Annotated in this window: 22 protein-coding genes; 13 read left to right on the forward strand and 9 right to left on the reverse strand. The window is 70.2% G+C overall.

The annotated features are described in order from the left end of the window. The first annotated feature begins 33 nt into the window (after window positions 1-33). The 4 genes from EV699_RS00390 to tagQ all read left to right on the forward strand — a co-directional run bounded on the left by EV699_RS00390 (window position 34) and on the right by tagQ (window position 4794). Window positions 34-768 (forward strand): ABC transporter ATP-binding protein, encoded by a 735-nt coding sequence (locus EV699_RS00390; RefSeq protein WP_132537969.1) that lies wholly within the window; start codon window positions 34-36, stop codon window positions 766-768. 3 nt (window positions 769-771) lie between these two features. Next, complete coding sequence (locus EV699_RS00395) at window positions 772-1977, forward strand: FtsX-like permease family protein (RefSeq protein ID WP_132537970.1); 1206 nt, start codon at window positions 772-774, stop codon at window positions 1975-1977. 27 nt (window positions 1978-2004) lie between these two features. Further along, window positions 2005-3765, forward strand: coding sequence for a formylglycine-generating enzyme family protein (locus EV699_RS00400; RefSeq protein ID WP_132537971.1), 1761 nt, complete (start codon window positions 2005-2007; stop codon window positions 3763-3765). A gap of 147 nt (window positions 3766-3912) precedes the next feature. Beyond that, complete coding sequence (gene tagQ, locus EV699_RS00405; RefSeq protein ID WP_243662510.1) at window positions 3913-4794, forward strand: type VI secretion system-associated lipoprotein TagQ; 882 nt, start codon at window positions 3913-3915, stop codon at window positions 4792-4794. A gap of 45 nt (window positions 4795-4839) precedes the next feature. Here tagQ and EV699_RS00410 read toward each other — a convergent pair whose 3' ends face one another. Beyond that, a complete protein-coding gene (locus EV699_RS00410; protein ID WP_132537973.1) occupies window positions 4840-6039 on the reverse strand; it encodes a hypothetical protein in 1200 nt (399 codons plus the stop codon). Between the two features lie 184 nt (window positions 6040-6223). Between EV699_RS00410 and EV699_RS00415 the strand changes: the two genes are divergently transcribed. After that, window positions 6224-7573, forward strand: a complete 1350-nt coding sequence (locus tag EV699_RS00415; RefSeq protein WP_132537974.1) for a deoxyguanosinetriphosphate triphosphohydrolase — start codon at window positions 6224-6226, stop codon at window positions 7571-7573. A gap of 22 nt (window positions 7574-7595) precedes the next feature. Here the strand turns inward: EV699_RS00415 and EV699_RS00420 are convergent, their stop codons facing one another. The 8 genes from EV699_RS00420 to map all read right to left on the reverse strand — a co-directional run bounded on the left by EV699_RS00420 (window position 7596) and on the right by map (window position 17368). After that, on the reverse strand, window positions 7596-8015 hold the full coding sequence (locus EV699_RS00420) for a host attachment protein (RefSeq protein WP_132537975.1): 420 nt from the start codon (window positions 8013-8015) through the stop codon (window positions 7596-7598). A 167-nt stretch (window positions 8016-8182) separates the two neighbouring features. After that, complete coding sequence (gene phoU / locus EV699_RS00425) at window positions 8183-8902, reverse strand: phosphate signaling complex protein PhoU (protein ID WP_132537976.1); 720 nt, start codon at window positions 8900-8902, stop codon at window positions 8183-8185. Between the two features lie 22 nt (window positions 8903-8924). Next, window positions 8925-9767: a phosphate ABC transporter ATP-binding protein PstB gene (gene pstB, locus EV699_RS00430; protein ID WP_132538112.1), complete on the reverse strand. Its 843-nt coding sequence runs from the start codon at window positions 9765-9767 to the stop codon at window positions 8925-8927. A gap of 84 nt (window positions 9768-9851) precedes the next feature. Continuing rightward, on the reverse strand, window positions 9852-11180 hold the full coding sequence (gene pstA, locus EV699_RS00435) for a phosphate ABC transporter permease PstA (protein WP_132537977.1): 1329 nt from the start codon (window positions 11178-11180) through the stop codon (window positions 9852-9854). Next, on the reverse strand, window positions 11173-12558 hold the full coding sequence (gene pstC / locus EV699_RS00440) for a phosphate ABC transporter permease subunit PstC (RefSeq protein ID WP_132537978.1): 1386 nt from the start codon (window positions 12556-12558) through the stop codon (window positions 11173-11175). Before pstC ends, pstA begins: the two co-directional genes overlap by 8 nt. 121 nt (window positions 12559-12679) lie before the next feature. Beyond that, window positions 12680-13687, reverse strand: a complete 1008-nt coding sequence (locus EV699_RS00445) for a PstS family phosphate ABC transporter substrate-binding protein (RefSeq protein WP_132538113.1) — start codon at window positions 13685-13687, stop codon at window positions 12680-12682. Between the two features lie 201 nt (window positions 13688-13888). Beyond that, window positions 13889-16579 carry a [protein-PII] uridylyltransferase gene (gene glnD, locus EV699_RS00450; protein WP_132537979.1) on the reverse strand — a complete coding sequence of 897 codons (2691 nt, stop codon included), beginning with the start codon at window positions 16577-16579 and terminating at the stop codon, window positions 13889-13891. Between the two features lie 21 nt (window positions 16580-16600). After that, on the reverse strand, window positions 16601-17368 hold the full coding sequence (map, locus tag EV699_RS00455) for a type I methionyl aminopeptidase (protein WP_132537980.1): 768 nt from the start codon (window positions 17366-17368) through the stop codon (window positions 16601-16603). 238 nt (window positions 17369-17606) lie between these two features. Between map and rpsB the strand changes: the two genes are divergently transcribed. The 8 genes from rpsB (at window position 17607) to rseP (ending at window position 24915) form a co-directional block, all read left to right on the forward strand. Next, complete coding sequence (rpsB, locus tag EV699_RS00460) at window positions 17607-18356, forward strand: 30S ribosomal protein S2 (RefSeq protein WP_132537981.1); 750 nt, start codon at window positions 17607-17609, stop codon at window positions 18354-18356. Window positions 18357-18463: 107 nt separating this feature from the next. After that, the gene (gene tsf, locus EV699_RS00465) at window positions 18464-19345 is read left to right on the forward strand and encodes a translation elongation factor Ts (RefSeq protein WP_132537982.1); all 882 of its coding nucleotides are present in this window, start codon (window positions 18464-18466) and stop codon (window positions 19343-19345) included. A gap of 97 nt (window positions 19346-19442) precedes the next feature. Continuing rightward, window positions 19443-20168, forward strand: coding sequence for a UMP kinase (pyrH, locus tag EV699_RS00470; RefSeq protein ID WP_132537983.1), 726 nt, complete (start codon window positions 19443-19445; stop codon window positions 20166-20168). Window positions 20169-20173: 5 nt separating this feature from the next. Next, window positions 20174-20731: a ribosome recycling factor gene (frr, locus tag EV699_RS00475; RefSeq protein WP_132537984.1), complete on the forward strand. Its 558-nt coding sequence runs from the start codon at window positions 20174-20176 to the stop codon at window positions 20729-20731. Window positions 20732-20777: 46 nt separating this feature from the next. Next, the gene (uppS, locus tag EV699_RS00480; protein ID WP_424450008.1) at window positions 20778-21539 is read left to right on the forward strand and encodes a polyprenyl diphosphate synthase; all 762 of its coding nucleotides are present in this window, start codon (window positions 20778-20780) and stop codon (window positions 21537-21539) included. After that, window positions 21532-22350 carry a phosphatidate cytidylyltransferase gene (locus EV699_RS00485; RefSeq protein WP_132537985.1) on the forward strand — a complete coding sequence of 273 codons (819 nt, stop codon included), beginning with the start codon at window positions 21532-21534 and terminating at the stop codon, window positions 22348-22350. Before uppS ends, EV699_RS00485 begins: the two co-directional genes overlap by 8 nt. Beyond that, window positions 22347-23537: a 1-deoxy-D-xylulose-5-phosphate reductoisomerase gene (gene ispC, locus EV699_RS00490; RefSeq protein ID WP_132537986.1), complete on the forward strand. Its 1191-nt coding sequence runs from the start codon at window positions 22347-22349 to the stop codon at window positions 23535-23537. Before EV699_RS00485 ends, ispC begins: the two co-directional genes overlap by 4 nt. A 13-nt stretch (window positions 23538-23550) precedes the next feature. Continuing rightward, the gene (gene rseP / locus EV699_RS00495; RefSeq protein ID WP_424450009.1) at window positions 23551-24915 is read left to right on the forward strand and encodes an RIP metalloprotease RseP; all 1365 of its coding nucleotides are present in this window, start codon (window positions 23551-23553) and stop codon (window positions 24913-24915) included. Window positions 24916-24938 lie beyond the last annotated feature (23 nt).

Here is a 24938-nt window from a genome sequence, read left to right on the forward strand (position 1 = left end):
CGCCCGCGAGCGCCGGGCCGGGGGCTGAGGCCGATGCTCGCCGCCCCGGTCTACCGCCTGCGCGAGGTGACCAAGACCCGCGCCGGCGGCAGCGCGCGCTTTCGCCTGCGCGTGCCGCGGCTCGAGATCGCGCGCGGCGAGCGCGTGGCGCTGGTCGGCCCGAGCGGCTGCGGCAAGAGCACGCTGCTCGACCTGCTCGCGCTGGTGTCGGCACCCGACGCCGGCGCCGCCGAGTTCGCCTTCCAGCCGCCGCAGACCCCGCCGGCCAACCTCGCCGCGCTGTGGCAGCTCGGCCGCGCCGACACGCTGGCGGCGCTGCGCGGGCGCCATCTCGGCTACGTGCTGCAGACCGGCGGGCTGCTCGGCTTCCTGTCGGTGCGCGACAACATCGGCCTGCCACGCGCGCTGCTCGGCCTGCCCGACGACGGCAGCGTCGCCGCGCTGGCCGGTCGCCTCGGCCTCGAACGCCACCTCGAGCAGCCGCCGGCGGCGCTGTCGGTGGGCGAACGCCAGCGCGTGGCGATCGCGCGCGCGCTGGTGCACGCGCCGAGCATCGTCGTCGCCGACGAGCCCACCGCCTCGCTCGATCCGGTCACCGCCGACACGGTGATGCGGTTGTTCCTCGAACTCGCCGCCGAGCGCAGCGTGACGCTGGTGCTGGCGAGCCACGATCTCGCGCTGATCGAGCGCTGCGGCCTGCGCCGCCTGCCGGTGCGGGTGACGCGCGAGGCCGACGGCGTGCTGGCAAGCTTCGGCGAAGGGGAGTGAGCGATGCGCACGACGGTGCTGCGCCTGGCCTGGGCCGACTACCGCGGCGAAGCGCGGCTGTCGGCGTGCGCGGTGCTCGGGCTGGCGGCGGTGCTGGCGCCGCTGCTGGTGCTGTTCGGGCTGCGCTTCGGGCTGGTCGCCACGCTCACCGAGCGGCTGCTGGAGGACCCGCGCACCCGCGAGCTGATCCCGATCGGCAGCGGGCGCTACGACGCCGCCTGGTTCGAGGCGCTGCGCGCGCGCCCCGAGGTCGCCTTCGTCGTGCCGCGCACGCGCCAGATCGCGGCGACCGCCGACCTGCGCGCGGCCTCCGGGCCGGCGGTGACGGTGGAGCTGCTGCCGAGCGCGCCGGGCGATCCGCTGCTCGCGCGCTACGGCGTGACGCCGCCGGCGGCCGCGCAGGAGGTGGTGCTGAGCCGCACCGCGGCGGACAAGCTCGGGCTCGCGGCCGGTGCCGAGGTCGACGCCGCGGTCGGGCGCTCGCGCGCCGGGCGCGAGGAGATCGTGCGCACGCGGCTGCGGCTCACCGCGGTGCTGCCGCTCGAAGGCTTCGACCGCGATGCGGCCTTCGTGCCGCTCGACCTGCTGCTCGCCGCCGAGGACTACCGCGACGGCCACGCGGTGCCCACGCTCGGCTGGCCGGGCAGCGAGCGCCCCGCCGGCGAGCGCGTGTACCCGGGCTTTCGCCTGTACGCGCGCGACCTCGACGCGGTGGAGCCGCTGCGCGCGCACCTGGTCGGGCTCGGCCTGGAGGTGCTGACGCAGGCCGAGGCGATCGCCAACGTGCGCGCGCTGTCGCGCAACCTCGGCATCGTCTTCGCGGTGATCGCCGGGCTCGGGGCGGCGGGGTACCTGGCCTCGGCCGCCGCCAGCAGCCTCGCCGCGGTGGCGCGCAAGCGCCGCGACCTGAGCCTGCTGCGCCTGCTCGGCCTGAGCACGCGCGGCCTGCTCGCCTTCCCGCTGGCGCAGGCGCTGTTCACCGGCGCCTTCGGCAGCGCCGCGGCCTTCGCCTTCTACGCGGCGGCGGCGGCCGGCATCAACGCGCTGTTCGCCGCGAGCCGCGGGCCGGGGGAGTATCTCTGCCGGCTGCTGCCGCTACACTTCGCCGCCGCGCTCGCCGCGACGCTCGCCGCGGTGCTGCTCGCCGCCCTCGCCGGCGGCTGGCGCGCGACCCGCATCGAACCCTCCGAGGGCTGGCGCGAGGTGTGAGCCCGCGCGCCGCCGAGTCCACACCGCATGTCGTCGATCCCGCCCCGCCACGGCCGCCCCCCGCTCCACCGCCACGCGCTGCCGGCTGCGCTCGCCGCGTGGCTCGCGCTCGCCGGCGGCGCGGCGCGCGGCGCCGAACCCGATCCGCTGTTCAACCCCAAGCCGCTGCCCGACGACGTCGAGCTGCCGCTGCCCTGCAACGGCCGGCTGACGCTGCGCTACGTCTACGTGCTGAGCAAGGGCGTGCTCGACGACCGCGAGGTCAACCTCGGCTACGCCTTCGCCGAGGACGAACCCGGCTACCGCCAGGCCTTCATCGCCGGCAGCCGGCGCCAGTTCATCAACGGGCAGTTCGAGCTCGCCGACCTGCCGGCGTCGTGGCGCGAGCACGTGGCGCCGCGCCTGCCGGCACAGCCCGAGGGCGGGCTGAAGCCGATGTTCTATTTCGTCGGCAAGTACGAGGTCACCGCCTACCAGTTCGCGCTGGTGATGGCGCTCGAGCCCTACCTGACCGGTGCCGCGGCCGAGCCGCCGCCGTGCCCGCCGCCGCCCAGCGGCGCGGCGGGGCGGCTGCCGAAGGTGGGGGTGTCGTGGTTCGAGGCGCTGCGCTTCACCGAGCTGTACAGCGAGTGGCTCGCGCGCGCGCAGCGCGACGCACTGCCGGCGGTCGCCGGCGGGCCCGACGCCGGCCGCGGCGGGGCGCTCGCCTTCGTGCGCCTGCCGACCGAGGTCGAGTGGGAGTTCGCCGCCCGCGGCGGCCAGGCGGTCGAGCGCCAGGCGCTGGAGGCGCGGCTGTTCCCGCGCCGCACCGAGGGCGCCAAGGAGGACGGGCCGTTGCGCGACTGGGCGGTGTTCAACCAGGTCGCCGGCGGCAGCGGGCAGGGCGCACGGCTCGCCCCGGTGGGCACGCGGCTGCCGAACCCGGTGGGGCTGCACGACGTGATCGGCAACGCCGCCGAGATGGTGCTCGACCCGTTCCAGCTGGTGCGCGGCGGCGGGCGTTCCGACGGCGGCTTCGGCGGCTTCATCGTCAAGGGCGGCAACTACCAGGAAGGCGAGCAGACCCTGTTCACCGGCATGCGCCGCGAGTACCCGCTGTTCGCCGACGACGGCCGTCCGCTGCGCAACGACACCACCGGCTTTCGCATCGCCCTCGGCACGCTGGCCGCGCCGCGCGCGCGCTACGAGGAGCTGTTCGAGCGCTGGCGCAGCGACGGCCGTGCCGCGGGGCTGTCGGATGCGATCGACCGCGCCCGCGACCCCACCGAGCTGCTCGACGCGATCATCGCCGCCAGCGCCGAGCCGCGCCTGAAGCGCGCGCTCGGCGAGGTCAACGAGGAGCTCAAGCGCAACATCGAGCTGTTCGCGCGCCAGCGCCGCGAGGCGGCCAACGCGCTGATCCAGTCGGCCTCGCTGGTCGCCGAGACCATCGCCAATTACAACATCCGCCTGACCAACCTGAAGAACGACCTGGAGCGCGCGCGCGCCGCCCGCGACGCGCGCAGCACCGAGGTCTACGCCCAGGCGATCGACAACGGCACGGCGGCGATGCGCGGGGCGCTGACCATCTACCTCGACAACGTCGCCACCGGCACGCGCTACGCGACCGACGTGTTCAACGAGGAGTACCAGCGGGTGCAGCAGTCCCTCGCGCTGAAGCCGGTGATCGGGCGCAGCCTGCTCGCGCGCGCCGCGCTGTTCACCCGCCACGTCGACGAATACCGCCGCGTCGGCCGGCTCGACCCCGAGCGCACGCTCGGTGACGTGCTGGCGCCGGTCAACCGCTGACGCCGGCGTTGCGGCGCGGGCGTGCACCGCAAGGGCCCGGCTGCTTGCACTAAAGTGAAGGCGTAAGCGCGGTGCCTGCCGTGGCACCGCGCACGGGACAAGCCCGCGCAACCCCAGAACGACCCCATAACGAAGGGAGAATCCATCATGACGAGCCGTTCCTCGCACTGCACCGCCGCCCGCGCGCTGGCCGCCGCCGTGGCGCTCTCGCTCGGCCTGGGCGGCTGCGTCACCCTGGGCAACCCGACGTCCACGGTGGCGCAGAGCGTCGTCGCCAACTACTACCCGCGCTGCTACGAGCCGGTTGCCTACCTGCGCCAGTCCGAGGAGCGCCTGCAGCAGTCGGTGGTCGCCGGCGCGGCCACCGGCGCGCTCGCCGGCGGCCTGCTCGGCGCGCTCACCGGTGGCGACAACGCCGGGCGCAACGCGCTGATCGGCGCGGCGGTCGGTGCCGTCGCCGGTGGTGTCAGCGGCTACTACATGGAGAAGCAGAAGCAGGTGGCCGAGGACAGCGCGCGCTTCGCCGCCTACGGCGACGACATCAACCAGGCCACCGGCGAGTTCGACCGCACCATCGCCTCGGCCAAGCAGGCGCAGTCCTGCTACCAGAAGGAGTACCAGACCCTGCTGCAGGCCAAGCGCGGCAAGCGCATGAGCGACAGCGAAGGGCGCGCGCGCCTGGCCGAGATCGTCACCGGGCTGAACGAGACCAACGCGTTGATGACCGCCGTCGACGGGCGCCTGGGCGAGAACCTCAACACCTACACCCAGGCCTACGAGACCGACCTGCAGAAGGGCGGCTACGAGCGCGAGCAGGTGCAGGCGGTGGCCACGCGCAAGGCGCGCCCGCCGAAGCCGATCCCGGCCGAGGCGGTCAAGACCGAGCAGCAGCTGAAGAAGGCCACCGACAAGCGCGAGGAGGGCAAGCTGGTGGTCAGCCGCGGCAATTCGCTGGTGCGCGACATCTGCTCGAACCCCGACATGGGCGACTGGGGCCCCGGCAACGCCTGCCAGGGCAAGGGTGCCTGATGCCGTTGCCCCCATCCCCGCCGCCTCAGGGGAGGGGATGGGGGTTCAGAACCGGTAGCCGAAGTTGACCTTGAAGCCGCTGACGTCGTTGTCGCCGCTGAGGTAGGTCAGCCCGAGCGAGACCTTGTCGATCACGCTGCCGCCGACCTGCATGCGGGTGGTCGCGGCGATGCCGAATTCCTGCTGGTTCTCGGAGTAGAGCTCGCTGCCGTAGAAGCGCGTATCGATGATCCACGCGCGCCAGATCGCGCCGCTGCCGAGAAAGGTGTCGCGCAGCGGGCCGGACAGGTCGAGCGCGTTGCGGAACATCCGGTTCGACAGATCGTAGTCGGCGTGGTAGTCGCCGACGTCGAGGGCGTTGGTGCGGTAGAGGCCGAGCATGTCGGTCAGGCCGAGCCTGTAGTCGCCGAAGTCCCATGTGTAGCGGCTGGTCAGCGAGCCTGAATACATCGTCGCGCCGCCACCGAGATCCTCCGAGCCACCGGCGCCGATGCGCAGCGCCGGGGTCAGGCTCCATTGCGGCGTCACCGGCACGCGCAGGGCGCCGCCGACGCTCAGGTTGTACGTGCTCGCCCCCTGCGTGTCGACCCAGTTGATCGGCATGTCGAGGGTCAGCTGGTAGCCGTTGCCGATGTCGCGGCGGTAGCTGAGCGGCAGGGTGGTGACGTTCTGGTCGAAGCCCCCCGACGAGTAACGATCGAAGCGCAGCCCGGCGCCGAAGGCCGCCGCCACGCCGCCCGTGGTGCTGCCAGGGGAGGTGTTGTCGGCCTCCATCACATTGCCGAAGTCCTGCACGCCCATCTGCGACATCAGCGAGGCCGGGTTGCCGGCGATCGGGTCCACCGGCGAAACGCGCGCCAGTTCCTTCAGCATGCGCTTCAGGATGTCGTCGCCGTTGGCCTTCAGGAAATCCTCGAAGCGGTCGCGGCTGTCGTCGCGGTCGCTGCCGGTGAAGCTCTCGTCGATGCCGAGCGAGGGGACGCGAAAGCGCAGCGTCGTGGCGTTCGTGGCGAACGCGGCCTCGGCCGGCAGCCCACGCACATACAGGGTTGCCGTTGTCGCCGAGGTTTCGGTGTAGGCAGGATTGGTTTGCTTGAGCCCCTTGGTGCTCAGCGAATTGAGCAGGTCGGTGACCGTGTCGTAGCTCTTGCGTGCTTCGCTGCCACCATTCACCGTCACGCCGGTGACGAAGAGATCATCGGCGCTGGCTGCCGGTACGGCCAGCGCGAGCAGCAGGCCTGCCATGCCTCGATACATGTCGTCAGCCTCTAGGGTAGGGCAGGCAGGGCCTGCGTTCGGATTGTCGGGCGTTGCGGGCGTTGCGGGCGGGGCGCGCGGCCCTGCGCGTGTACGCATCAGGATAGTGGCTTTCGCCACAGTTTTGTTGCATACGTGATTTCCTGTGTGCGGGAATGAAACAGGAGGCCCCGTGGATTGGACCCGGCTGCTGTCACGCGAACGCCTCGGTACCGGCAGCAAGGTCGGGGCGCGCGACGAAGCGCAGCGCAGCGATTTCCAGCGCGATTTCGACCGCATCGTGTTCTCGTCGGCCTTCCGCCGCCTGCAGGACAAGACGCAGGTGTTCCCGCTGTCGTCGAACGACTACGTGCGCACGCGCCTCACCCACAGCCTGGAGGTGTCGAGCGTCGCGCGCAGCCTCGGCAGCCGCGTCGGCGAGGACGTGATCGCCCGCCATGCCCTCAGCGGCGTCTCCGCGGCCGACATCGGCGCGATCATCGCCGCCGCGGCGCTGGCGCACGATCTGGGCAATCCGCCCTTCGGCCACGCCGGCGAGGACGGCATCCGGCAGTGGTTCCAGGAATCGGCCCTGGCCCGCAACCTGCTGGAGCAGATGAGCCCGGCCGAGCGCGAGGACCTGCTGCGCTTCGAAGGCAACGCCCAGGGCTTCCGCCTGGTGACGCGGCTGCAGAGCCCCGACAACCCCGGCGGCATGCAGCTCACCTTCGCCACCCTCGGCAGCTGCGCCAAGTACCCGCGTGGCTCGCAGCCGGCGCCGGGCGGCACCGGCGTGGCGTTCCGCAAGTTCGGCTACTTCCAGGCCGATACGGCCGCCTTCGCGCAGATGGCCGACGGCCTCGGCCTGAGCGCGGTGGGGCCGGGCGCCTGGCAGCGCCACCCGCTCGCCTACCTGCTGGAGGCCGCCGACGACATCTGCTATCGCATCGTCGACCTCGAGGACGCGGTGCGCCTCGGCCAGCTCGATCACCGCGAGGTCCTCGAACTGCTGCTGCCGGTCGCGGGGGTGGCGACCGACTCGGCGCGGCTGCGGCAGCTGAGCCGGCCGAAGGAGCGCATCGAGTACCTGCGGGCGAAGGCGATCGGTGCGCTGGTCAACCAGGTGCACACGGTGTTCATGGACTGCGAGACGGCGATCCTCGGCGGTCGCCTCGGCCACGAACTGCTCGACGTGATCCCGAGCCGCGAGGCGATGCACGCGATGAAGGCGCTGGCGGCGCGCAAGGTCTACGTGTCGACGCCGGTGGTGGAGGTGCAGGTGGCCGGCTTCGAGGTGCTGGGCGGCCTGCTCGAAGCCTTCGTCGGGGCGGTGAACGGCGCCGCGGAACGCGGCGCGCGCATGAATGCCCGGCATCGCATGCTGCTGCAACTGCTGCCCGAGCAGTTCAGCGGCGCCGACCGCGTGCCGGACGCCGACCCCTATCTGCGCACGCTGCGCATCACCGATTACGTCTCGGGAATGACCGATTCCTACGCGGTCACGCTGTTCCGCAAGATCACCGGCATGTCGCTCGGGGTGTGAGGCGGCGGGCTGCGGCGGCCCCTTACAGCCGCTCCGGCAGGTGTTTGCGGATGGCGTCGACGTCGAGCTGGGTCAGGTCCTTGTCGAGCGTGTCGACCAGGAGCTGGCTGGTGGGGGTGTCGAGCTTGCTGCGCAGCAGGCCGAGGAAGGCCGGCGCGGCGGCGATGTAGAGGCGCTCGAACTGACCCTGCGTGCGACCCATGCGCAGGTGTTCGGCCAGCTCGCGGGCGAAGCTCAGGGCCTCGTTGCGACGCGGGGCGTCGCATTCGAGGTCGCCGCTGCCGCTGCCGTTGCCCTGCTGCTCGGCGAGCAGATCGCGGGCTTTGGCACGCCCTTCGGGGTGTTCGAAACGGCCGATCTCGTGCAGGGGCTGATGGGCCTTGTTGGCGCTGAAAATGCGCGCGCGGCTGCTGTCCGCCACCAGTATCCACGTTGCGGTCATGCGCTCACCTCACTGAAAGTCCGGCGGTCGCCGGAGTCCGTCGCCCGCGAGGGTCCGCGCGGCGGCGGACCGGACCGCGCGAGGCGCGGCGGGCACAGGCCCCAAGCATAGGCCAGCGCCCCGGGGCTTCTCCAGCCGCGGGGCGTCGGGGCGCGCGGGGCGGGGCTTCAGCTGTCGAGGTCGTCCATCGTCAGCTGTTCCTTCTTCACGTGGCGGACGTCCTTGCCCTTGACCAGGTAGACGACGTACTCGGCGATGTTCTTCGAGTGGTCGCCGATGCGTTCGAGGGCCTTGATGATGAAGATCGCGTCGATCGCGTGCCCGATCGTGCGCGGGTCCTCCATCATGAAGGTGGCGAGCCGGCGCAGCGAGGACTGGAACTCGCCGTCGAGCTCGTCGTCGCCCTTGGCGATCGCGAGCGCGGTGGCGACGTCCATGCGCGCCAGCGCGTCGAGCGCGCCATGCAGCATCGCCACCGCGAGCTTGGCCATGCTGGCGACGTCGCGCAGCAGCTTGGCGTGCGGGATGTTGGTGCCGTCGTACATGCGCGCGGTCATGCGCGCGATCTTCTCGGCCTCGTCGCCGATGCGCTCGAGGTCGGTGACGGTCTTCGCCATCGACAGGATCAGGCGCAGGTCCGAGCCCACCGGCTGGCGCAGCGCCAGCAGGTTGACCACCTCCTCGTCGGCGCGCACGTCGAAGCCGTTGACGACGTGGTCGCGGGCGACCACCTCGCGGGCGGCGACCAGGTCCTCGTCCTGCAGCGCCTGCACCGCGCGGGTGATCTGGTCTTCGACCAGGCCGCCCATCTCCAGCACCAGGCTGCGCAGGTTGCCGAGCTGCTGGTCGTAGCGTTTTACGGTGTGGCCTTCGGTGCTCACGGTCATCGTGCGGATCTCCTGTGGCCGCTCAGCCGAAGCGGCCGGTGATGTAGCCTTCGGTCAGCTTGTGGACGGGGTTGGTGAAGATCTGCTCGGTTTCGCCGACCTCGATCAGGTCCCCCAGGTGGAAGTAGGCGGTGCGCTGCGACACGCGCGCGGCCTGCTGCATCGAGTGGGTGACGATCACGATCGAGAAGTTCGCCCGCAGCTCGTCGATCAGCTCCTCGATCTTCGCGGTGGCGATGGGGTCGAGCGCCGAGCAGGGTTCGTCCATCAGGATCACCTCGGGGCTCACCGAGATCGCGCGTGCGATGCACAGGCGCTGCTGCTGGCCGCCCGACAGACCGGTGCCGGGCTGGTGCAGGCGGTCCTTGACCTCGTTCCACAGGCCGGCCTTCTCCAGCGCCCACTGCACCAGGTCCTCGAGTTCGGACTTGGAGCTGACCATGCCGTGGATGCGCGGGCCGTAGGCGACGTTGTCGAAGATCGACTTGGGGAAGGGGTTGGGCTTCTGGAACACCATGCCGACGCGGGCGCGCAACTGCACCACGTCGAGGTCGCGGGCGTAGATGTCGTGGCCGTCGAGGGTGATCTCGCCGCTGACGCGGCAGCCGTCGATGGTGTCGTTCATGCGGTTCAGGCAGCGCAGGAAGGTCGACTTGCCGCAGCCCGAGGGGCCGATGAAGGCGATCACCTCGTTGGTGCCGATGTCGATCGTCACGTGCTTGATCGCGTGCTTGTCGCCGTAGTGGACGTTGACGTCGCGGGCCGACATCTTCGGGTTGTCGACGGTCACCAGGCCCACGGTCCGATGGCCTTCGGGTGCGGGTTCGGTCGCGTTGAAGGCGAGATCCTGCGGATGGGCAGCCATGACGGGCTCCTGATGGATGGCTCGCTGCTGGGCGATGGCGGTGTTCATCGTAGTCGGTCTCCGTGCGGGAGGGGCGCGGCCGGTCTACCAGCGCCGCTCGAAGCGCTTGCGCAGGATCACGGCGAGGGCGTTCATCGCGACCATGAAGCCGAGCAGCACCAGGATCGCGGCCGAGGTGCGCTCGACGAAGGCGCGTTCGGGGCTGTCGGCCCACAGGTAGATCTGCACCGGCAGCACCGTCGCGTGCGAGGTGAAGCCGGTCGGCACGTCGACGATGAAGGCCACCATGCCGATCATCAGCAGCGGCGCGGTTTCGCCGAGCGCGCGCGACATGCCGATGATCGCGCCGGTCAGCATGCCCGGCAGCGCGAGCGGCAGCACGTGGTGCGTCACCGTCTGCATCTTCGAGGCGCCCATGCCGAGTGCGGCCTCGCGGATCGACGGCGGTACCGAGGTCAGTGCGGCGCGCGAGGCGATGATGATCACCGGCAGCGTCATCAGCGTCAGCACCAGGCCACCGACCAGCGGCGCCGAGCGCGGCAGGCCGAACCAGTTGATGAACACCGCCAGGCCGAGCAGGCCGTAGACGATCGACGGCACCGCGGCGAGGTTGTTGATGTTGACCTCGATCAGGTCGGTCCAGCGGTTGCGCGGGGCGAACTCCTCGAGGTAGATCGCCGCGGCGACGCCGATCGGGAAGGACAGCGCGAGCGTGACGACCATCGTGTAGAAGGAGCCCATCACCGCGCCCCAGATGCCCGCCTGCTCCGGCTCGCGCGAGTCGCCGGCGGTGAACAGCACGCTGTTGAAGCGCCGCTCGATGCGCCCTTCGGCGGCGAGCTTGTCGAGCCAGCCGAGCTGGCGGTCGCTGATCTTGCGGTCGCTCTCGGGCAGGTTGCGGTCGATACCGCCCTTGAGCGTGGCGTCGACCAGCGCGCTGGCGAGCACCCACACCGGGCGCGTCTGGCCGACCAGCAGCGGATCGGCGAGCACCATCTCGCGCAACTGGTAGTTGGCGGCGCTGCTGATGAGCCCCTGCGCCTCGCGCAGCGCGGCGCGGCCCTCGGTGTCGGGGAGCTGGCTGCGCAGCGTGTTGCGCACCAGCGTGAGGTAGTTGGCGCTGCCGAGGGTGGCGGGATCGCGCTTGCCGTCGGGGTCGAGCACGTCGGCGGCGAAGTTCACGTCGAGCTTGACGTAGGTCTGCCGGAAGGCCGAGGCGCCGTTGCCGATGATGGTGACGAACAGCGTCACCAGGAACAGCAGGCTCAGTCCCAGCGCGGCGATGCCGTAGGCGCGGAAGCGCCGCTCCGCGGCGTTGCGGCGGGTCACCAGCGCCAGATGCGCCTTGCCGCCGATGCGGCGCTCCTCGGGGATCGTGTACACGCCGCGCGCAGTCGTCGTGGGCTTATTCATACTGTTCCCGATACTTGCGCACCACCCGCAGGGCGATGATGTTGAGGGCCAGCGTCACGGTGAACAGCACCAGCCCCAGCGCGAAGGCGGCGAGGGTCTTGGGGCTGTCGAATTCCTGGTCGCCGACCAGCAGCGTGACGATCTGCACGGTCACCGTGGTGACCGAGTCCAGCGGGTTCAGCGTGAGGTTGGCCGACAGGCCCGCAGCCATCACCACGATCATCGTCTCGCCGATCGCGCGCGACACTGCGAGCAGCACCGAACCGACGATGCCGGGCAGCGCCGCCGGCAGGATCACCTGCTTGATCGTCTCCGACTTGGTCGCACCGAGCGCGTAGGAGCCGTCGCGCATCGCCTGCGGCACCGCGTTGATGACGTCGTCCGACAGCGAGGAGACGAAGGGGATGATCATGATGCCCATCACCGCGCCGGCGGCGAGCGCGCTCTCCGAGGCGACCTCGAGGCCGAGCGCGGTGCCGGCGCTGCGGATGAGCGGCGCCACGGTCAGCGCCGCGAAAAAGCCGTAGACCACGGTGGGGATGCCGGCGAGCACCTCGAGCAGCGGCTTGCCGTAGGTGCGCACCGCCGGCGGCGCGTACTCGGCGAGGTACAGCGCCGAGAGCAACCCGAGCGGCACGGCGACGATCATCGCGATCAGCGACACCAGCAGCGTGCCGACGAACAGCGGGATCATGCCGAAGGAGCCCGAGGCGCCGGTCTGATCCGCGCGGATCGCCGTCTGCGGGCTCCAGTCCAGGCCGAACAGGAAATCGGTCACCGGCACCTTGGTGAAGAACAGCATCGACTCGAAGGCCACCGACAGCACGATGCCGATCGTGGTGAAGATCGCCACCGTCGAGCAGGTGACGAGGAAGGCGCTCATCGCCCGTTCGACGCGGTTGCGGGCGCGGAACTGCGGGACGATCTGCCGCCAGGCGTAGCCGATGCCGGCACCGCCGAGTCCGGCGACCACGGCCACCAGGGCGAAGGAGCCGAGCGACTGCCACTGGCGGTAGCGTTCGGCGGCAGCCGTGATCACCGGGTCGGGCGTGCCGGCCACGATGCCGCGCACCGTGTTGCGGATGTCGTTGATCACCAGGTTGAGTTCGGCCGGTGACTTCTGCTGGTAGGCGTCCGGCAGGCCGCCGAGCACCACGTGGGTGATCAGCGTCCCTTCGAAGATGTTCCACAGCAGGAACACCGCCAGCGCCGGCAGTGCGCACCACAGCGCGGCGTGGGCGCCGTAATAGCTCGGCAGCGAATGCAGGTCGCGCACCTTGCCGCTGACGACGGCGAGCGCCCGACGCCGGCCGACGTGGTAGGCGAGGGCCGACAGGCCGAGCAGGACCGTCAGGATGAAAGCGGGCGTCGGGGTCATGGGCAGGTTCCGGCGGGGGGACGGTGCGACGTCATCGGTCGGGTTCCTGGCGTGGGCGTGGAACGACGGCAGGGGTCGGCGCCTCTGCAGCGGCCGACCCCTGCCGGGCGATGCGAGCGGCTCAGAGCCCGGTCAGCACCTTGCCCGCCTTCACGTCCGCCTGGACGGCCTTGAGCATGGCGTCGGGCAGCGGGATCAGTCCCTTGTCGGCGAGGTAGCCGTCCTTGCCCATGGCCTTCTCGCTGGTGTACTCGGCGATGAACTCCTTGATGCCGGGGATCACGCCGATGTGGGCCTTCTTCACGTAGATGAACAGTTCGCGCGCGATCGGGTACTTGCCGTCGGCGACCTCCTCGAAGGTCGGCGAGTGGCCGTCGACCAGCGAGCCGTGCACCTTGTCGAGGTTCTCTTCGAGGAAGCTGTAGCCGAAGATGCCGAGCGCGCCCGGGTTGGCTTCGAGTTTCTGCACGATCAGGTTGTCGTTCTCGCCGGCCTCGATGAAGGCGCCGTCCTCGCGCAGGGTCTGGCATGCGGCCTTGTGACGCTTGGCGTCCGCGGCTTCGAGGGCCTTCATCGCCGGGAAGTCCTTGCAGCCGACGTCCATCACCAGTTCCACGAAGGAATCGCGGGTGCCCGAGGTGGGCGGCGGGCCGAGCACCTCGATCTTGTTGTCCGGCAGGGCCGGGTCGATCTCCTTCCAGCTCTTGTAGGGGTTGGCGACGAGCTTGTCGCCGCCCTTCGGATCCGGCACTTCCTTGGCGAGCGCGAGCCAGAGGTCCTTGCGCGTGAGCTGGTAGGTCGGCGCCTTCTTCGAGTTGGCGACGACGATGCCGTCATAGCCGACCTTGATCTCGATGATGTCGGCGACGCCGTTCTTGCGGCAGTCGTCGAGCTCGGACGGCTTGATGCGCCGCGAGGCATTGGTGATGTCCGGGTGCTGCACGCCGACGCCGGCGCAGAACAGCTTCATGCCGCCGCCGGTGCCGGTCGACTCGACCTTCGGCGTCTTGAAGCCCGAGCCCTTGCCGAAGGTTTCGGCAACGGTGGTGGTGAAGGGGTAGACCGTCGACGACCCGACGATGCTGATGGTGTCGCGGGCGCCCTGCGCCTGGGCTGCACCCGCGGCCATGGCGGCGACGATGGCGAGTGCAAGAGCGTTGTGCTTCACGGATACCTCCGGGGTGTGTATCGGGCGATGAGGGGGCCAGCGCGCGGTGCGCGGCACCCGAAGTCGTGACGCGGCGCACTATAGGAAGGCCGTGCTACGGTTTCATGACACTCGCCGGGGGCGAGATGACGGCCTCATGACGGCTTTCCGACGCGGACGGCCTCAGTCCTGCTCGTCGAGGTGGCGGCGCAGCGCGTCGCACAGGGCGGCGTAGCGCTCCGCGCCGGCAAGCGGCTGGCGCTCGGCGTCGGTGATGAAGAACACGTCCTCGGCGCGTTCGCCGAGCGTGGCGATCTTTGCGTTATGCACCAGGATGTCGCAGTCGACGAAGGCCCGGCCGATGCGCGCGAGCAGCCCCGGACGATCCCAGGTAATGATCTGCAGCACCGTGCGGCGGTTGGCGACGTCGTCGGAGACGCTGACCTGGGTCGGGATGCGGAAGTGCTTGAGCACGCGCGGCGCGCGGCGGCTGGTGAGCGCGACCGGCTGCTCGGGGTGCTGCAGATACCGGCGCAGCGTGCGCGTGATCGCGCGGATGCGGGGGCGGTCGGTGATCGGTGCGCCCGAGTCCTCCAGCACCGTGAAGCTGTCGAGCGTGAAGTCGCCGTGGCTGGTGATGATGCGCGCGTCGAGCACCGTCAGGCCGAGCTGGTCGAGCACCGCGACGATCGTCGCGAACAGGTTCTTCTGGTCGCGGGCGTAGATGAACAGCTCGGTGCCGCCGCGCGCGGCGTCCTCGCGCGCGAGCACCAGCACCGGCGGCAGCGGGGTGCTCTCCTTCTTCTTCAGGATCGCGCGGGTGTGCCAGGCGATCTCGTCGGGCGAATAGCGCAGGAAGTAGTCGTCGCCGAAGCCGCTCCACACGGCATCGATGCGTGTGCGGTCGATGCCGGTGCGCGCCAGGTGTGCGCGTGCCGCGCTCTGGATCTCGCGGATGCACTCCTCCTTGTCCAGCGGCGTACCCAGCCCCCGCAGCAGGGCCCGGCGCGTCGCTTCAAAGAGCTCGCGCAGCAGCGACGCGCGCCAGGTGTTCCACAGGCTCGGGTTGGTGGCGCGGATGTCGGCGACGGTCAGCAGGTAGAGGTAGTCGAGGCGGTTCTGGTCGCCGACCTGGCGGGCGAAGGTCTGGATCACCTCCGGGTCCTGGATGTCCTTCTTCTGCGCCGTCACCGACATCAGCAGGTGGTAGCGCACCAGCCACTTGACCAGCCCGGTATCGAACCGCGACAGGCCGTGGCGCTCGCAGAAGGCTTCGGCGTCCTCGGCACCGAGCACCGAGTGGTCGCCGCCGCGGCCCTTGGCGATGTCGTGGTACAGCGCCGCGATGTAGAGCAGCTCGGGCTTGGGGATGCGCTTGCAGACCTCGCTGCAGTGCGGGAACTCGTGCTCGAACTTCGGCAGGTAGAAGCGGCGCAGGTTGCGCACCACGAACAGCGTGTGCTGGTCGACCGTGTAGGTGTGGAACAGGTCGTGCTGCATGCGCCCGACGATCTGCGCGAACTCGGGCAGGTAGGCGGCGAGGATGCCGTACTGGTTCATGCGCCGCAGCTGCCGGGTCAGGCAGCGCGGCTGGCGCAGGATCTCCATGAACAGCGTCTTGGCGCGCACGTCGTTGCGGAAGCGCTCGTCGATCAGCGGCCGGTGGTCGCGCACCAGGCGCACGGTCTCGGCGCGCACGCCCTTGATCTCGGGGTGCTGCTGCAGCAGCAGGAACAGTTCGAGCAGCGCCAGCGGGTAGCGCAGGAAGACGTTCGGGCGGGTGGCCTCGAGGTAGCCCTTGCGCACCTGGAAGCGCCGGTTCAGCGGCTGCGGCGGCGCGTCGTCGTCGGCGAGCAGGATCGCCTCCTCGAAGAGCTGCAGCAGCATGCCGTTGAGCCGCGACAGCTCCATGATCGTGCGGTAGTAGCGCTGCATGAACTGCTCGACCGCGAGCGCGCTGACGCTCTCGGTGTAGCCGAACAGCTTCGCCAGCGTGCGCTGGTGGTCGAACAGCAGCCGGTCCTCGCGCCGCCCGGTGATGGCGTGCAGGCCGAAGCGCACCTGCCAGAGGAAGTCGCGGTAGCCGAGCAGGTCGCGGTATTCGCGCTCCGTCAGGAAGCCGTGGCCGACCAGGTCCTCCAGCGTGTTGGCGCCGAAATGGCGTTTGGCGACCCAGCCGATCATCTGCAGGTCGCGCAGCCCCCCGGGGCCCTCCTTGACGTTGGGTTCGAGGTCGTACTCGGTGTCGTGGTACTTGCGGTAGCGCCGGATCTGCTCCTGGCGCTTGGCCTCGAAGAACTGGCGCACCGGCCACACGCGCTCCGGCCCGGTCCGCGCGCGCATCGCGTGGTAGAGCGCCGCGGGGCCGGCGAGCAGGCGGGCCTCCATCAGGTTGGTGGCGACGGTGAGGTCGGCGGCGCACTCGCGTTCGCAGTCCTCGAGGGTGCGCACGCTCTGGCCGACCTCGAGGCCGATGTCCCACAGGAAGGTCAGGAACTGCTCGATGCGCCCGCCGGTGTCGGCATCCTCGGCGTGGCGCAGCAGCAGCATGATGTCGACGTCGGAGCACGGGTGCAGTTCGCCGCGACCGTAGCCGCCGACCGCGAGCAGGGCGATCTCGGCCGGGGCGGAGCCGAGGAAGTGCGTCCACACCAGCGTCAGCGCGTGATCGATCAGGCGCGCGCGCGCCGTCACCAGCGTGTGCGCCGGCGTGCCGGCGAGGAACTGCTGGCGCAGCGCCTCGCTGCTGGCCTTCAGCGCCTCGCGGAAGGGTTTGACCGCGCCGCCGCCGGCCGCGAGCGCGGCACTGAGCTGGGACTCGTCGAGGAGCGCATCGGCGCGCCCGGGCGCGGTGGCGGCGGATGAAGGCGACATGGCGGGCTGGAGGTCCACGGCTCAGAGCGGATCGGTCGGCAGACGGGTCAGCACCTCGTGGCCGTTGTCGGTGACCAGCACGGTGTGCTCCCACTGCGCGGACAGGCTGTGATCCTTGGTGACCACCGTCCAGCCGTCGGGCAAGAGCTTCACGTGCCGCTTGCCGGCGTTCACCATCGGCTCGATCGTGAAGATCATGCCCGGCACGAGCTCGACCCCGGTGTTCGGCTGGCCGTAGTGCAGCACCTGAGGGTCTTCGTGGAACACGCGCCCGATGCCGTGCCCGCAGTACTCCTGCACGATGGAGCAGTTGTTGGCCTCGGCGTGGCGCTGGATGGCATGGCCGATGTCGCCGAGGCGGATGCCCGGGCGCACCATCTCGATGCCGATGCACATGCATTCGTGGGCGATGCGCGACACCCGCTTGGCGATCACCGAGACATCGCCGACCAGGAACATGCGGCTGGTGTCGCCGTGCCAGCCGTCCTTGATCACGGTGATGTCGAGATTGACGATGTCGCCCTTCTTGAGTTTCTTCGGGCCGGGGATGCCGTGGCAGACGACGTGGTTGACCGAGGTGCAGATCGACTTCGGAAAGCCGCGGTAGTTCAGCGGCGCGGGGATCGCGCGCAGTTCGTGCACGATGAAGTCGTGGCAGATGCGGTCGAGCTCATCGGTGGTGACGCCGTCACGCACGTGCGGGGTGACCATGTTCAGCACCTCGGCGGCGAGCCTGCCGGCGATGCGCATCTTCTCGATCTCTTCGGGCGTCTTGATGCTGATGGCCATGGTGGGGTGGGGGCGTCCTCGGGTGCTGGAGCCGCGGCTGGGAGGCGGGCGGGCAGTGGCCCGCGGAGTCGGGGCCGGGCGCGGCCGCGTTGGGCCGGTTGAATTTTCATGGTATAAAGCGCGCGCCTTCACGGCAATCAATCTCACTTCTCACACGCAGCCGACACATGCGGCCGGGTGCCCGCGAGGGTCGCCGCATGGGGCGCGTGGAGGCAAAACCCCTCCAGGAGCTCAAGCAATGCCCAACGTTTCCATGCGCGACATGCTGGAAGCCGGTGTCCATTTCGGCCACCAGACCCGCTACTGGAACCCCAAGATGGGGCCGTACATCTTCGGTGCGCGCAGCAAGATTCACATCGTGAATCTCGAAAAGACGCTGCCGATGTTCAACGACGCGATGAACTTCGTCGGCAAGCTCGCCGCCAAGGGCGGCCGCATCCTGTTCGTCGGCACCAAGCGCTCGGCGCGCCTGCCGATCCAGGAAGCCGCACGGCGCTGCGGCATGCCCTACGTGAACCACCGCTGGCTCGGCGGCATGCTCACCAACTTCAAGACCGTCCGCCAGTCGATCAAGCGCCTGAAGGATCTCGAGCAGATGGCGGTCGACGGCAGCTTCGAGCGCCTGTCGAAGAAGGAAGTGATCCTGCTCAAGCGCGAGATGGACAAGCTCGAGCGCAGCCTCGGAGGCATCAAGGACATGCCGGCCCTGCCCGATGCGCTGTTCATCATCGACGTCGGCCACGAGAAGATCGCGATCCAGGAAGCCAGCAAGCTCGGCATCCCGGTGGTCGGCGTCGTCGACACCAACAATTCGCCCGAGGGCGTCGACTACGTCATCCCCGGCAACGACGATGCCATCCGCGCCGTGTCGCTGTACGCCGACGGCGCCGCCGACGCCGTGCAGATGGCGCGGGGCGCGCTGCCGGCTGCGTCGCGTGCCGACGAGGACTTCATCGAAGTGGCGGACGCCGACAAGAGCACCGGCTGATCACGTTCCGCTGCACCGGTGGTGGGGGCCCGCGTGCCAGGGAGCGTGCGGGCCCTTTTTCCGCCACCCTCCAGGATTCCGGTTTCAATTCCCAAGAGGTTTACGCCATGTCGATTTCCGCCGCTCTGGTGAAGGAACTGCGCGAGCGCACCGGCTCGGGCATGATGGAGTGCAAGAAGGCCCTCACCGAGACCAACGGTGATATCGAGGCCGCCGTCGAACTGATGCGCAAGCAGGGGCTCGCCAAGGCCGACAAGAAGGCCGGCCGCACCGCCGCCGAGGGCGTCGTCATCGCGCGCCAGTCGGACGATGGCAAGATTGCCGCGATGGTCGAGGTCAACTGCGAAACCGACTTCGTCGCCAAGGGTGACGACTTCCAGGGCTTCGCCGTCGCCGTTGCCGACCTCGTGCTCGGCAGCGATTTCGCCGACCTCGACGCGCTGCTGGCGGCGCCGCTGGCCGATGGCAAGAGCGTGGACCAGGTGCGCCGCGAGCTGGTCGCGAAGATCGGCGAGAACATCGCCGTGCGCCGCTTCGCCCGTTTCGCCACGACCGCGGGGCGCCTGAGCACCTATCTGCACGGCAGCCGCATCGGCGTGATGGTGGAGCTGAGCGGCGGTAGCGACGACCTCGCCAAGGACGTCGCGATGCACGTCGCCGCCAGCAAGCCGGTGTGCGTATCCGCCGAGCAGGTGCCGGCCGAACTCGTCGCCAAGGAGCGCGAGATCTTCGCCGCGCAGGCGGCCGAGAGCGGCAAGCCGGCCGACATCGTCGCCAAGATGGTCGAGGGACGCATCCGCAAGTTCCTCGGCGAGGTCACGCTGCTCGGCCAGCCCTTCGTCAAGGACCCGGACCAGACCGTCGAGAAGCTGCTGAAGGCGGCGGCGGCGAGCGTGCGCGCCTTCGAGCGCTTCGAGCTGGGCGAGGGCATCGAGAAGAAGGTCGAGAACTTCGCCGAAGAAGTCATGGCGCAGGTGCGCGGCAGCTGAGCTGCCCGGCCCCTCCGCTCCCTCACGCCCGGGCGCCCGCTGGCCGCGTCCGGGCGGCTTGATTACACTCCGCCGACGCCGAATGACGAGACGCCCCATGCCGGATGCCAGACCAGCCTACAAACGGATCCTCCTCAAGCTCAGCGGCGAGGCGCTGATGGGCGACGGCGAGTTCGGGATCGACCCGCAGGTGATTGGCCGCATCGCCGACGAGGTCGCCCACATCAACCGCCTCGGCGTCCAGATCGGCATGGTGATCGGTGGCGGCAATCTGTTCCGCGGCGCCGGACTCGCCTCGGCCGGCATGGATCGCGTCACGGGCGATCACATGGGCATGCTGGCGACGGTGATGAATTCGCTGGCGCTGCAGGACGCCCTCGAGCGCATCGGCATCTTCGCGCGCGTGATGTCGGCGATCCGCATCAACCAGGTGTGCGAGGACTACATCCGCCGCCGCGCGATCCGTCATCTCGAGAAGGGCCGCGTGGTGATCTTCGCCGCCGGTACCGGCAACCCCTTCTTCACCACCGACTCCGCGGCGAGCCTGCGCGCCATCGAGATCAATGCCGATGTCATGCTCAAGGCGACCAAGGTCGATGGCATCTACTCGGCCGATCCACTCAAGGATCCGGCGGCCGAGCGTTTCACTCAACTGACGTATGACGAGGCCTTGCGGCGCAATCTGCAGGTGATGGACGCCACCGCCATCGTCATGTGCAAGGAGCACGCGATGCCGCTGAAGGTGTTCAATCTGAACAATCCCGGCGAGATCGTCCGGGCCGTGTGCGGCGAGGATGTCGGTACCACTGTGGTCCGGGGCTGAACGACATGATCCAAGACATCAAGAAGGATTCGGCGGCGCGCATGGAGAAGAGCGTCGACAACCTGCGGCAGGAGCTGACCAAGCTGCGTACCGGGCGTGCCCACACCAGCCTGCTCGACCATATCCACGTCGATTACTACGGCCAGAGCGTGCCCCTGTCCCAGGTGGCGTCGGTATCGGTCGGCGACGTGCGCACCCTGGTGGTGCAGCCGTGGGAAAAGAACATGGTGACGGTGGTGGACAAAGCCATCCGGACCTCCGACCTCGGCCTCAACCCGGCGACCGCCGGCATGGTGATCCGCGTGCCGCTGCCGCCGCTCACCGAGGAGCGCCGGCGCGAGATGGGCAAGATCGTCCGCCACGAAGGCGAGAATGCCAAGGTCGCCGTGCGCAACATCCGCCGCGACGCGATCGCCGATCTCAAGGCCCTGCTGAAGGAGAAGGCGATCAGCGAGGACGAGGAGCGGCGGGCGCAGGACGACATCCAGAAGCTCACCGACAAGTTCGTCGAGGAGATCGACAAGATCGTCGGCGTGAAGGAAGCGGAACTGATGGAGATCTGAACCGGTCGCGCGGGGCGGCTCCCTGCGGACGGTAGAGGCTGACAATTTGAACAAGGCTGAAGACGAGCGGCGTGCGGCGGCGGACCTGCCCCGGCACGTGGCGATCATCATGGACGGCAACGGCCGCTGGGCCAGACAGCGCCGGCTGCCGCGGCCGCTGGGGCATCGCGAGGGCGTCAAGGCGCTGCGTCGCGTGGTGCAGCACGGCATCGACCGCGGCATCGAAGTCATGACCTTCTTCGCGTTCAGCAGCGAGAACTGGCGCCGGCCGGCGCTCGAGGTCAAGTTGCTGATGGGCCTGTTCGCCATCGTGCTGCGCTCGGAGATGAAGCGCCTGATGGCGAACAACGCGCGCCTGCGCTTCATCGGTGACCGCAGCGCCTTCTCGCCGCGGCTGGTCGAGGCGATGGCGCAGGCCGAGGAGACCACCGGACGCAACACCGGTACCACCATCGTCATCGCCGCCAACTACGGCGGGCGCTGGGACATCGCCCAGGCCGCGCGCCGGCTCGCCCTGGACGCAGCGGCGGGGCGCGTGTCGGCCGATTCGATCGGTGTCGACACGCTCGCCCCCTACCTGTCGCTGTCCGACCTGCCCGAGCCCGACCTGTTCATCCGCACCGGTGGCGAGGAGCGCATCAGCAACTTCCTGCTCTGGCAGATGGCGTACACGGAGTTCTTCTTCACCGACCGCCTGTGGCCCGAGTTCGACGAGGCCGCCCTCGACGAGGCCGTCGCCTCCTTCGGCAAACGTCAGCGCCGGTTCGGTCGTACCGGCGATCAGATCGAGCAGGGTAGCGGTGCTTAAGCAACGCCTGCTGACCGCGCTGGTGCTTGGAGCGCTGGTGGTCTGGGGCGTGCTCGCGCTGCCGAGCGCGGCGTTCGGCGCGGTGCTGTTCCTGGTGCTGCTGGTCGGCGCCGACGAGTGGCTGGGGCTCGTCGGGCTGCGCTCGCTCGCGGAGCGCGCCGGGGGTTTCGCCGTGCTGGCGGCGCTGATCGGTGCCGGGGCGCTGCTGCCGAACTCGGTCGGCTGGGGCCTCGTCGTGCTCGGCGCCGGCTTCTGGGTGCTGGCGCTCGCCTGGCTGGCCCGCTTCGCCTGCGCGCCGGAGCGACGCGACGGACGCACGCGCTGGCTCGCCGCCGGTGCCGTGGCGCTGGCAGCACCGTGGTGCGCGCTGTACCTGCTGCACCGCTCGCCGGCCTGGGGCCCGGGTTACGTGCTGCTGCTGCTGGTGCTGGTATGGGCGGCGGACAGCGGCGCGTACTTCGCCGGGCGTCGCTGGGGGCGCACCAAGCTCGCCCCGGCGATCAGCCCGGGCAAGACCCGCGAAGGCGTCTACGGCGCGCTCGCCGCGGCCGCGGTGGTCGCCGTCATCGGCGCCTGGGTCCTCGGCGTGGCGCCGCTGCGCTGGCTGCCGTTCCTGCTGGTGTGCCTGGCCACGGTGCTGTTCTCGATCAGTGGCGACCTGCTGGAGAGCATGCTCAAGCGACAGCACGGCGCCAAGGACAGCGGCCGCCTGCTGCCCGGACACGGCGGCGTGCTCGACCGCATCGACAGCCTCACGGCAGCCGCACCGGTCTTTGTGTGCGGGCTCTGGCTCGGCGAGGTCGCCCGATGAACGCGCCACGCGTGCAGAACGTGACGATCCTGGGGGCCACCGGATCGATCGGCGTCAGCACGCTCGACGTCCTCGCCAGGCACCCGGAGCGTTACCGCGTTTACGCGCTGGCCGCGCAGCGCAGCGCCGAGCGCCTGTTCGAGCAGATCCTCGCGCATCGGCCGCGCTACGCGGTGCTGACCGACCCCGCCGCCGCCGCCGCACTGCGCGAGCGGGTGCGGGCCGCCGGTGTCCCCACCGAGGTCCTCGACGGCGCGGACGCGCTCTGCGAGGTCGCCGCCGCGCCCGAGGTCGACCAGGTGATGGCGGCGATCGTCGGCGCGGCCGGCCTGCTGCCGACGCTCGCCGCCGCGCGCGCCGGCAAGCGCGTGCTGCTGGCGAACAAGGAAGCGCTGGTGATGTCGGGTGCGCTGTTCATGGAGGCGGTGCGCACCCACGGTGCCACGCTGCTGCCGATCGACAGCGAGCACAACGCGGTCTTCCAGTGCCTGCCGTCGGCCGCGCGCTGCGGCGAGGCAGCGCAGGGGGTCACGCGCGTGCTGCTCACCGGTTCCGGTGGGCCGTTCCGCCAGACCCCGCTGGCGGAGCTCGCCGGGGTCAGCCCGGCGCAGGCCTGCGCGCACCCCAACTGGTCGATGGGGCCGAAGATCTCGGTCGATTCGGCGACGATGATGAACAAGGGCCTCGAAGTGATCGAGGCCGCGTGGCTGTTCGCGCTGCCGAGCGCACGCATCGACGTCGTGGTACACCCGCAGAGCGTGATCCACTCGATGGTCGAGTACGCCGATGGCTCGGTGCTGGCGCAGCTCGGTCATCCCGACATGCGCACCCCGATCGCCCATGCCCTCGCCTGGCCCGAGCGGATCGCCTCGGGGGTATCGGCGCTCGACTTCTGCCGGGTCGCCCGGCTCGATTTCCTCGCCCCCGACGTCGACCGCTTCCCCTGCCTGCGCCTCGCCTACGACGCGCTGGCGGCCGGCGGGACGGCGCCGGCGATCCTCAACGCCGCCAACGAGGTCGCGGTGGCGGCCTTCCTCGACGGTGCGATCCGCTTCACCGACATCGCGCGGACGATCGCCGGCGTGCTCGATCGACTGAACTGCACCCCCGCCGACGGCCTCGAAGCGGTGCTGGCCGCCGACGCGCGCGCGCGCGCAGCGGCGGCGACGGTCATCGCGGGTTTCTGACGGGGGCGCAATGGTGGGGGATTCCTTGTTTTCGCTGCTGGCACTGGTGGTCACGCTCGGCGTGCTGATCACCGTGCACGAGTTCGGTCACTTCTGGGTCGCGCGGCGCTGCGGGGTCAAGGTGCTGCGCTTCTCGGTGGGCTTCGGCTATCCGCTGTGGCGGCGCATCGGCGCCGACGACGTCGAGTACGTCATCGGGGCGATTCCGCTCGGCGGCTACGTGAAGATGCTGGACGAGCGCGAGAGCGTGGTGCCGCCGGCCGAGGCGCACCGCGCGTTCAACCGCGCGGGCGTGGGGCGGCGCATCGCCATCGTCGCCGCCGGGCCGGCGTTCAATTTCGCCTTCGCGATCCTGGCCTACGCCATTCTGTTCGCGACCGGTGTCAGCAGCGTGCGACCCCTGCTCGGCGACGTGGTGCCGGGGTCGGCGGCGGCGAGCGCGGGCTTTCGCAATGGTGACGAGATCCTGCGGATCGCGGAGCGGCCGGTGCGGACGCTGGAGGATGCGCTGCTCGCGCTGGTCGAGTTCGCCGACGGCGACAGCGTGCTGCCGGTGCAGGTGCGCGACGCCGACGGCCACGTGGCGACGCGGCGCCTGCTCGCCCCCGATCTCGGCGAGGCTGCCGACGGCCAGGTGCTGTCCCGCGTCGGCCTGGCACCGTACCGGCCGCCGCTGCTGCCGGTGATCGGCCAGTTGAAGCCCGGCGGGGCGGCCGAGGCGGCCGGGCTGCGCCCGGGCGACCGCGTGATCGGTGCCGACGACATCCGGTTCCGGGACTGGCAGGAATGGGCGGCCTACGTGCGGGCGCGCCCGGGCCAGGCGCTCGCGGTGCAGATCGAGCGCGACGGCGTGCCGCTGACCGTGGCGGTCACGCCGGCCACCGTGCCGGGCGCGCGCGGACCCGAGGGGCAGGTCGGCGCCTTTGTCCGGGTGCCGCCCGACCTCGCGGCGAACCTGCGCGTCGTGGTACGGTATGAGCCGTTCGATGCCGCCATCGCAGCCGTCGGCAAGACCTGGGACATGTCGGTTTTCACGCTGCGCATGCTCGGGCGCATGCTGGTCGGGCGGGCCTCGCTCGAGAACATCAGCGGGCCGCTGACCATCGCCCAGATGGCGGGGCAGTCCGCCTCGATCGGTGTCTCGGCCTTCCTGTCGTTTCTCGCCCTGGTGAGCGTGAGTCTCGGCGTGCTGAATCTGCTGCCGATTCCGGTGCTCGACGGCGGCCATCTCGCCTACTACCTGTTCGAGCTCGTGAAGGGCAGCCCGGTGTCCGAGGCGGTGCAGAACGTCGGGCAGCGCCTGGGGTTCGCGGTGCTGCTGCTGATGATGGGATTGGCTTTCTACAACGACTTGGCCCGCCTGTTCGGGTCGCCTTGAACCGTGCCGGGCGCGTACCGCCC

Origin of the sequence: Plasticicumulans lactativorans (assembly GCF_004341245.1) — a bacterium.
GTDB classification, from domain to species: domain Bacteria; phylum Pseudomonadota; class Gammaproteobacteria; order Competibacterales; family Competibacteraceae; genus Plasticicumulans_A; species Plasticicumulans_A lactativorans.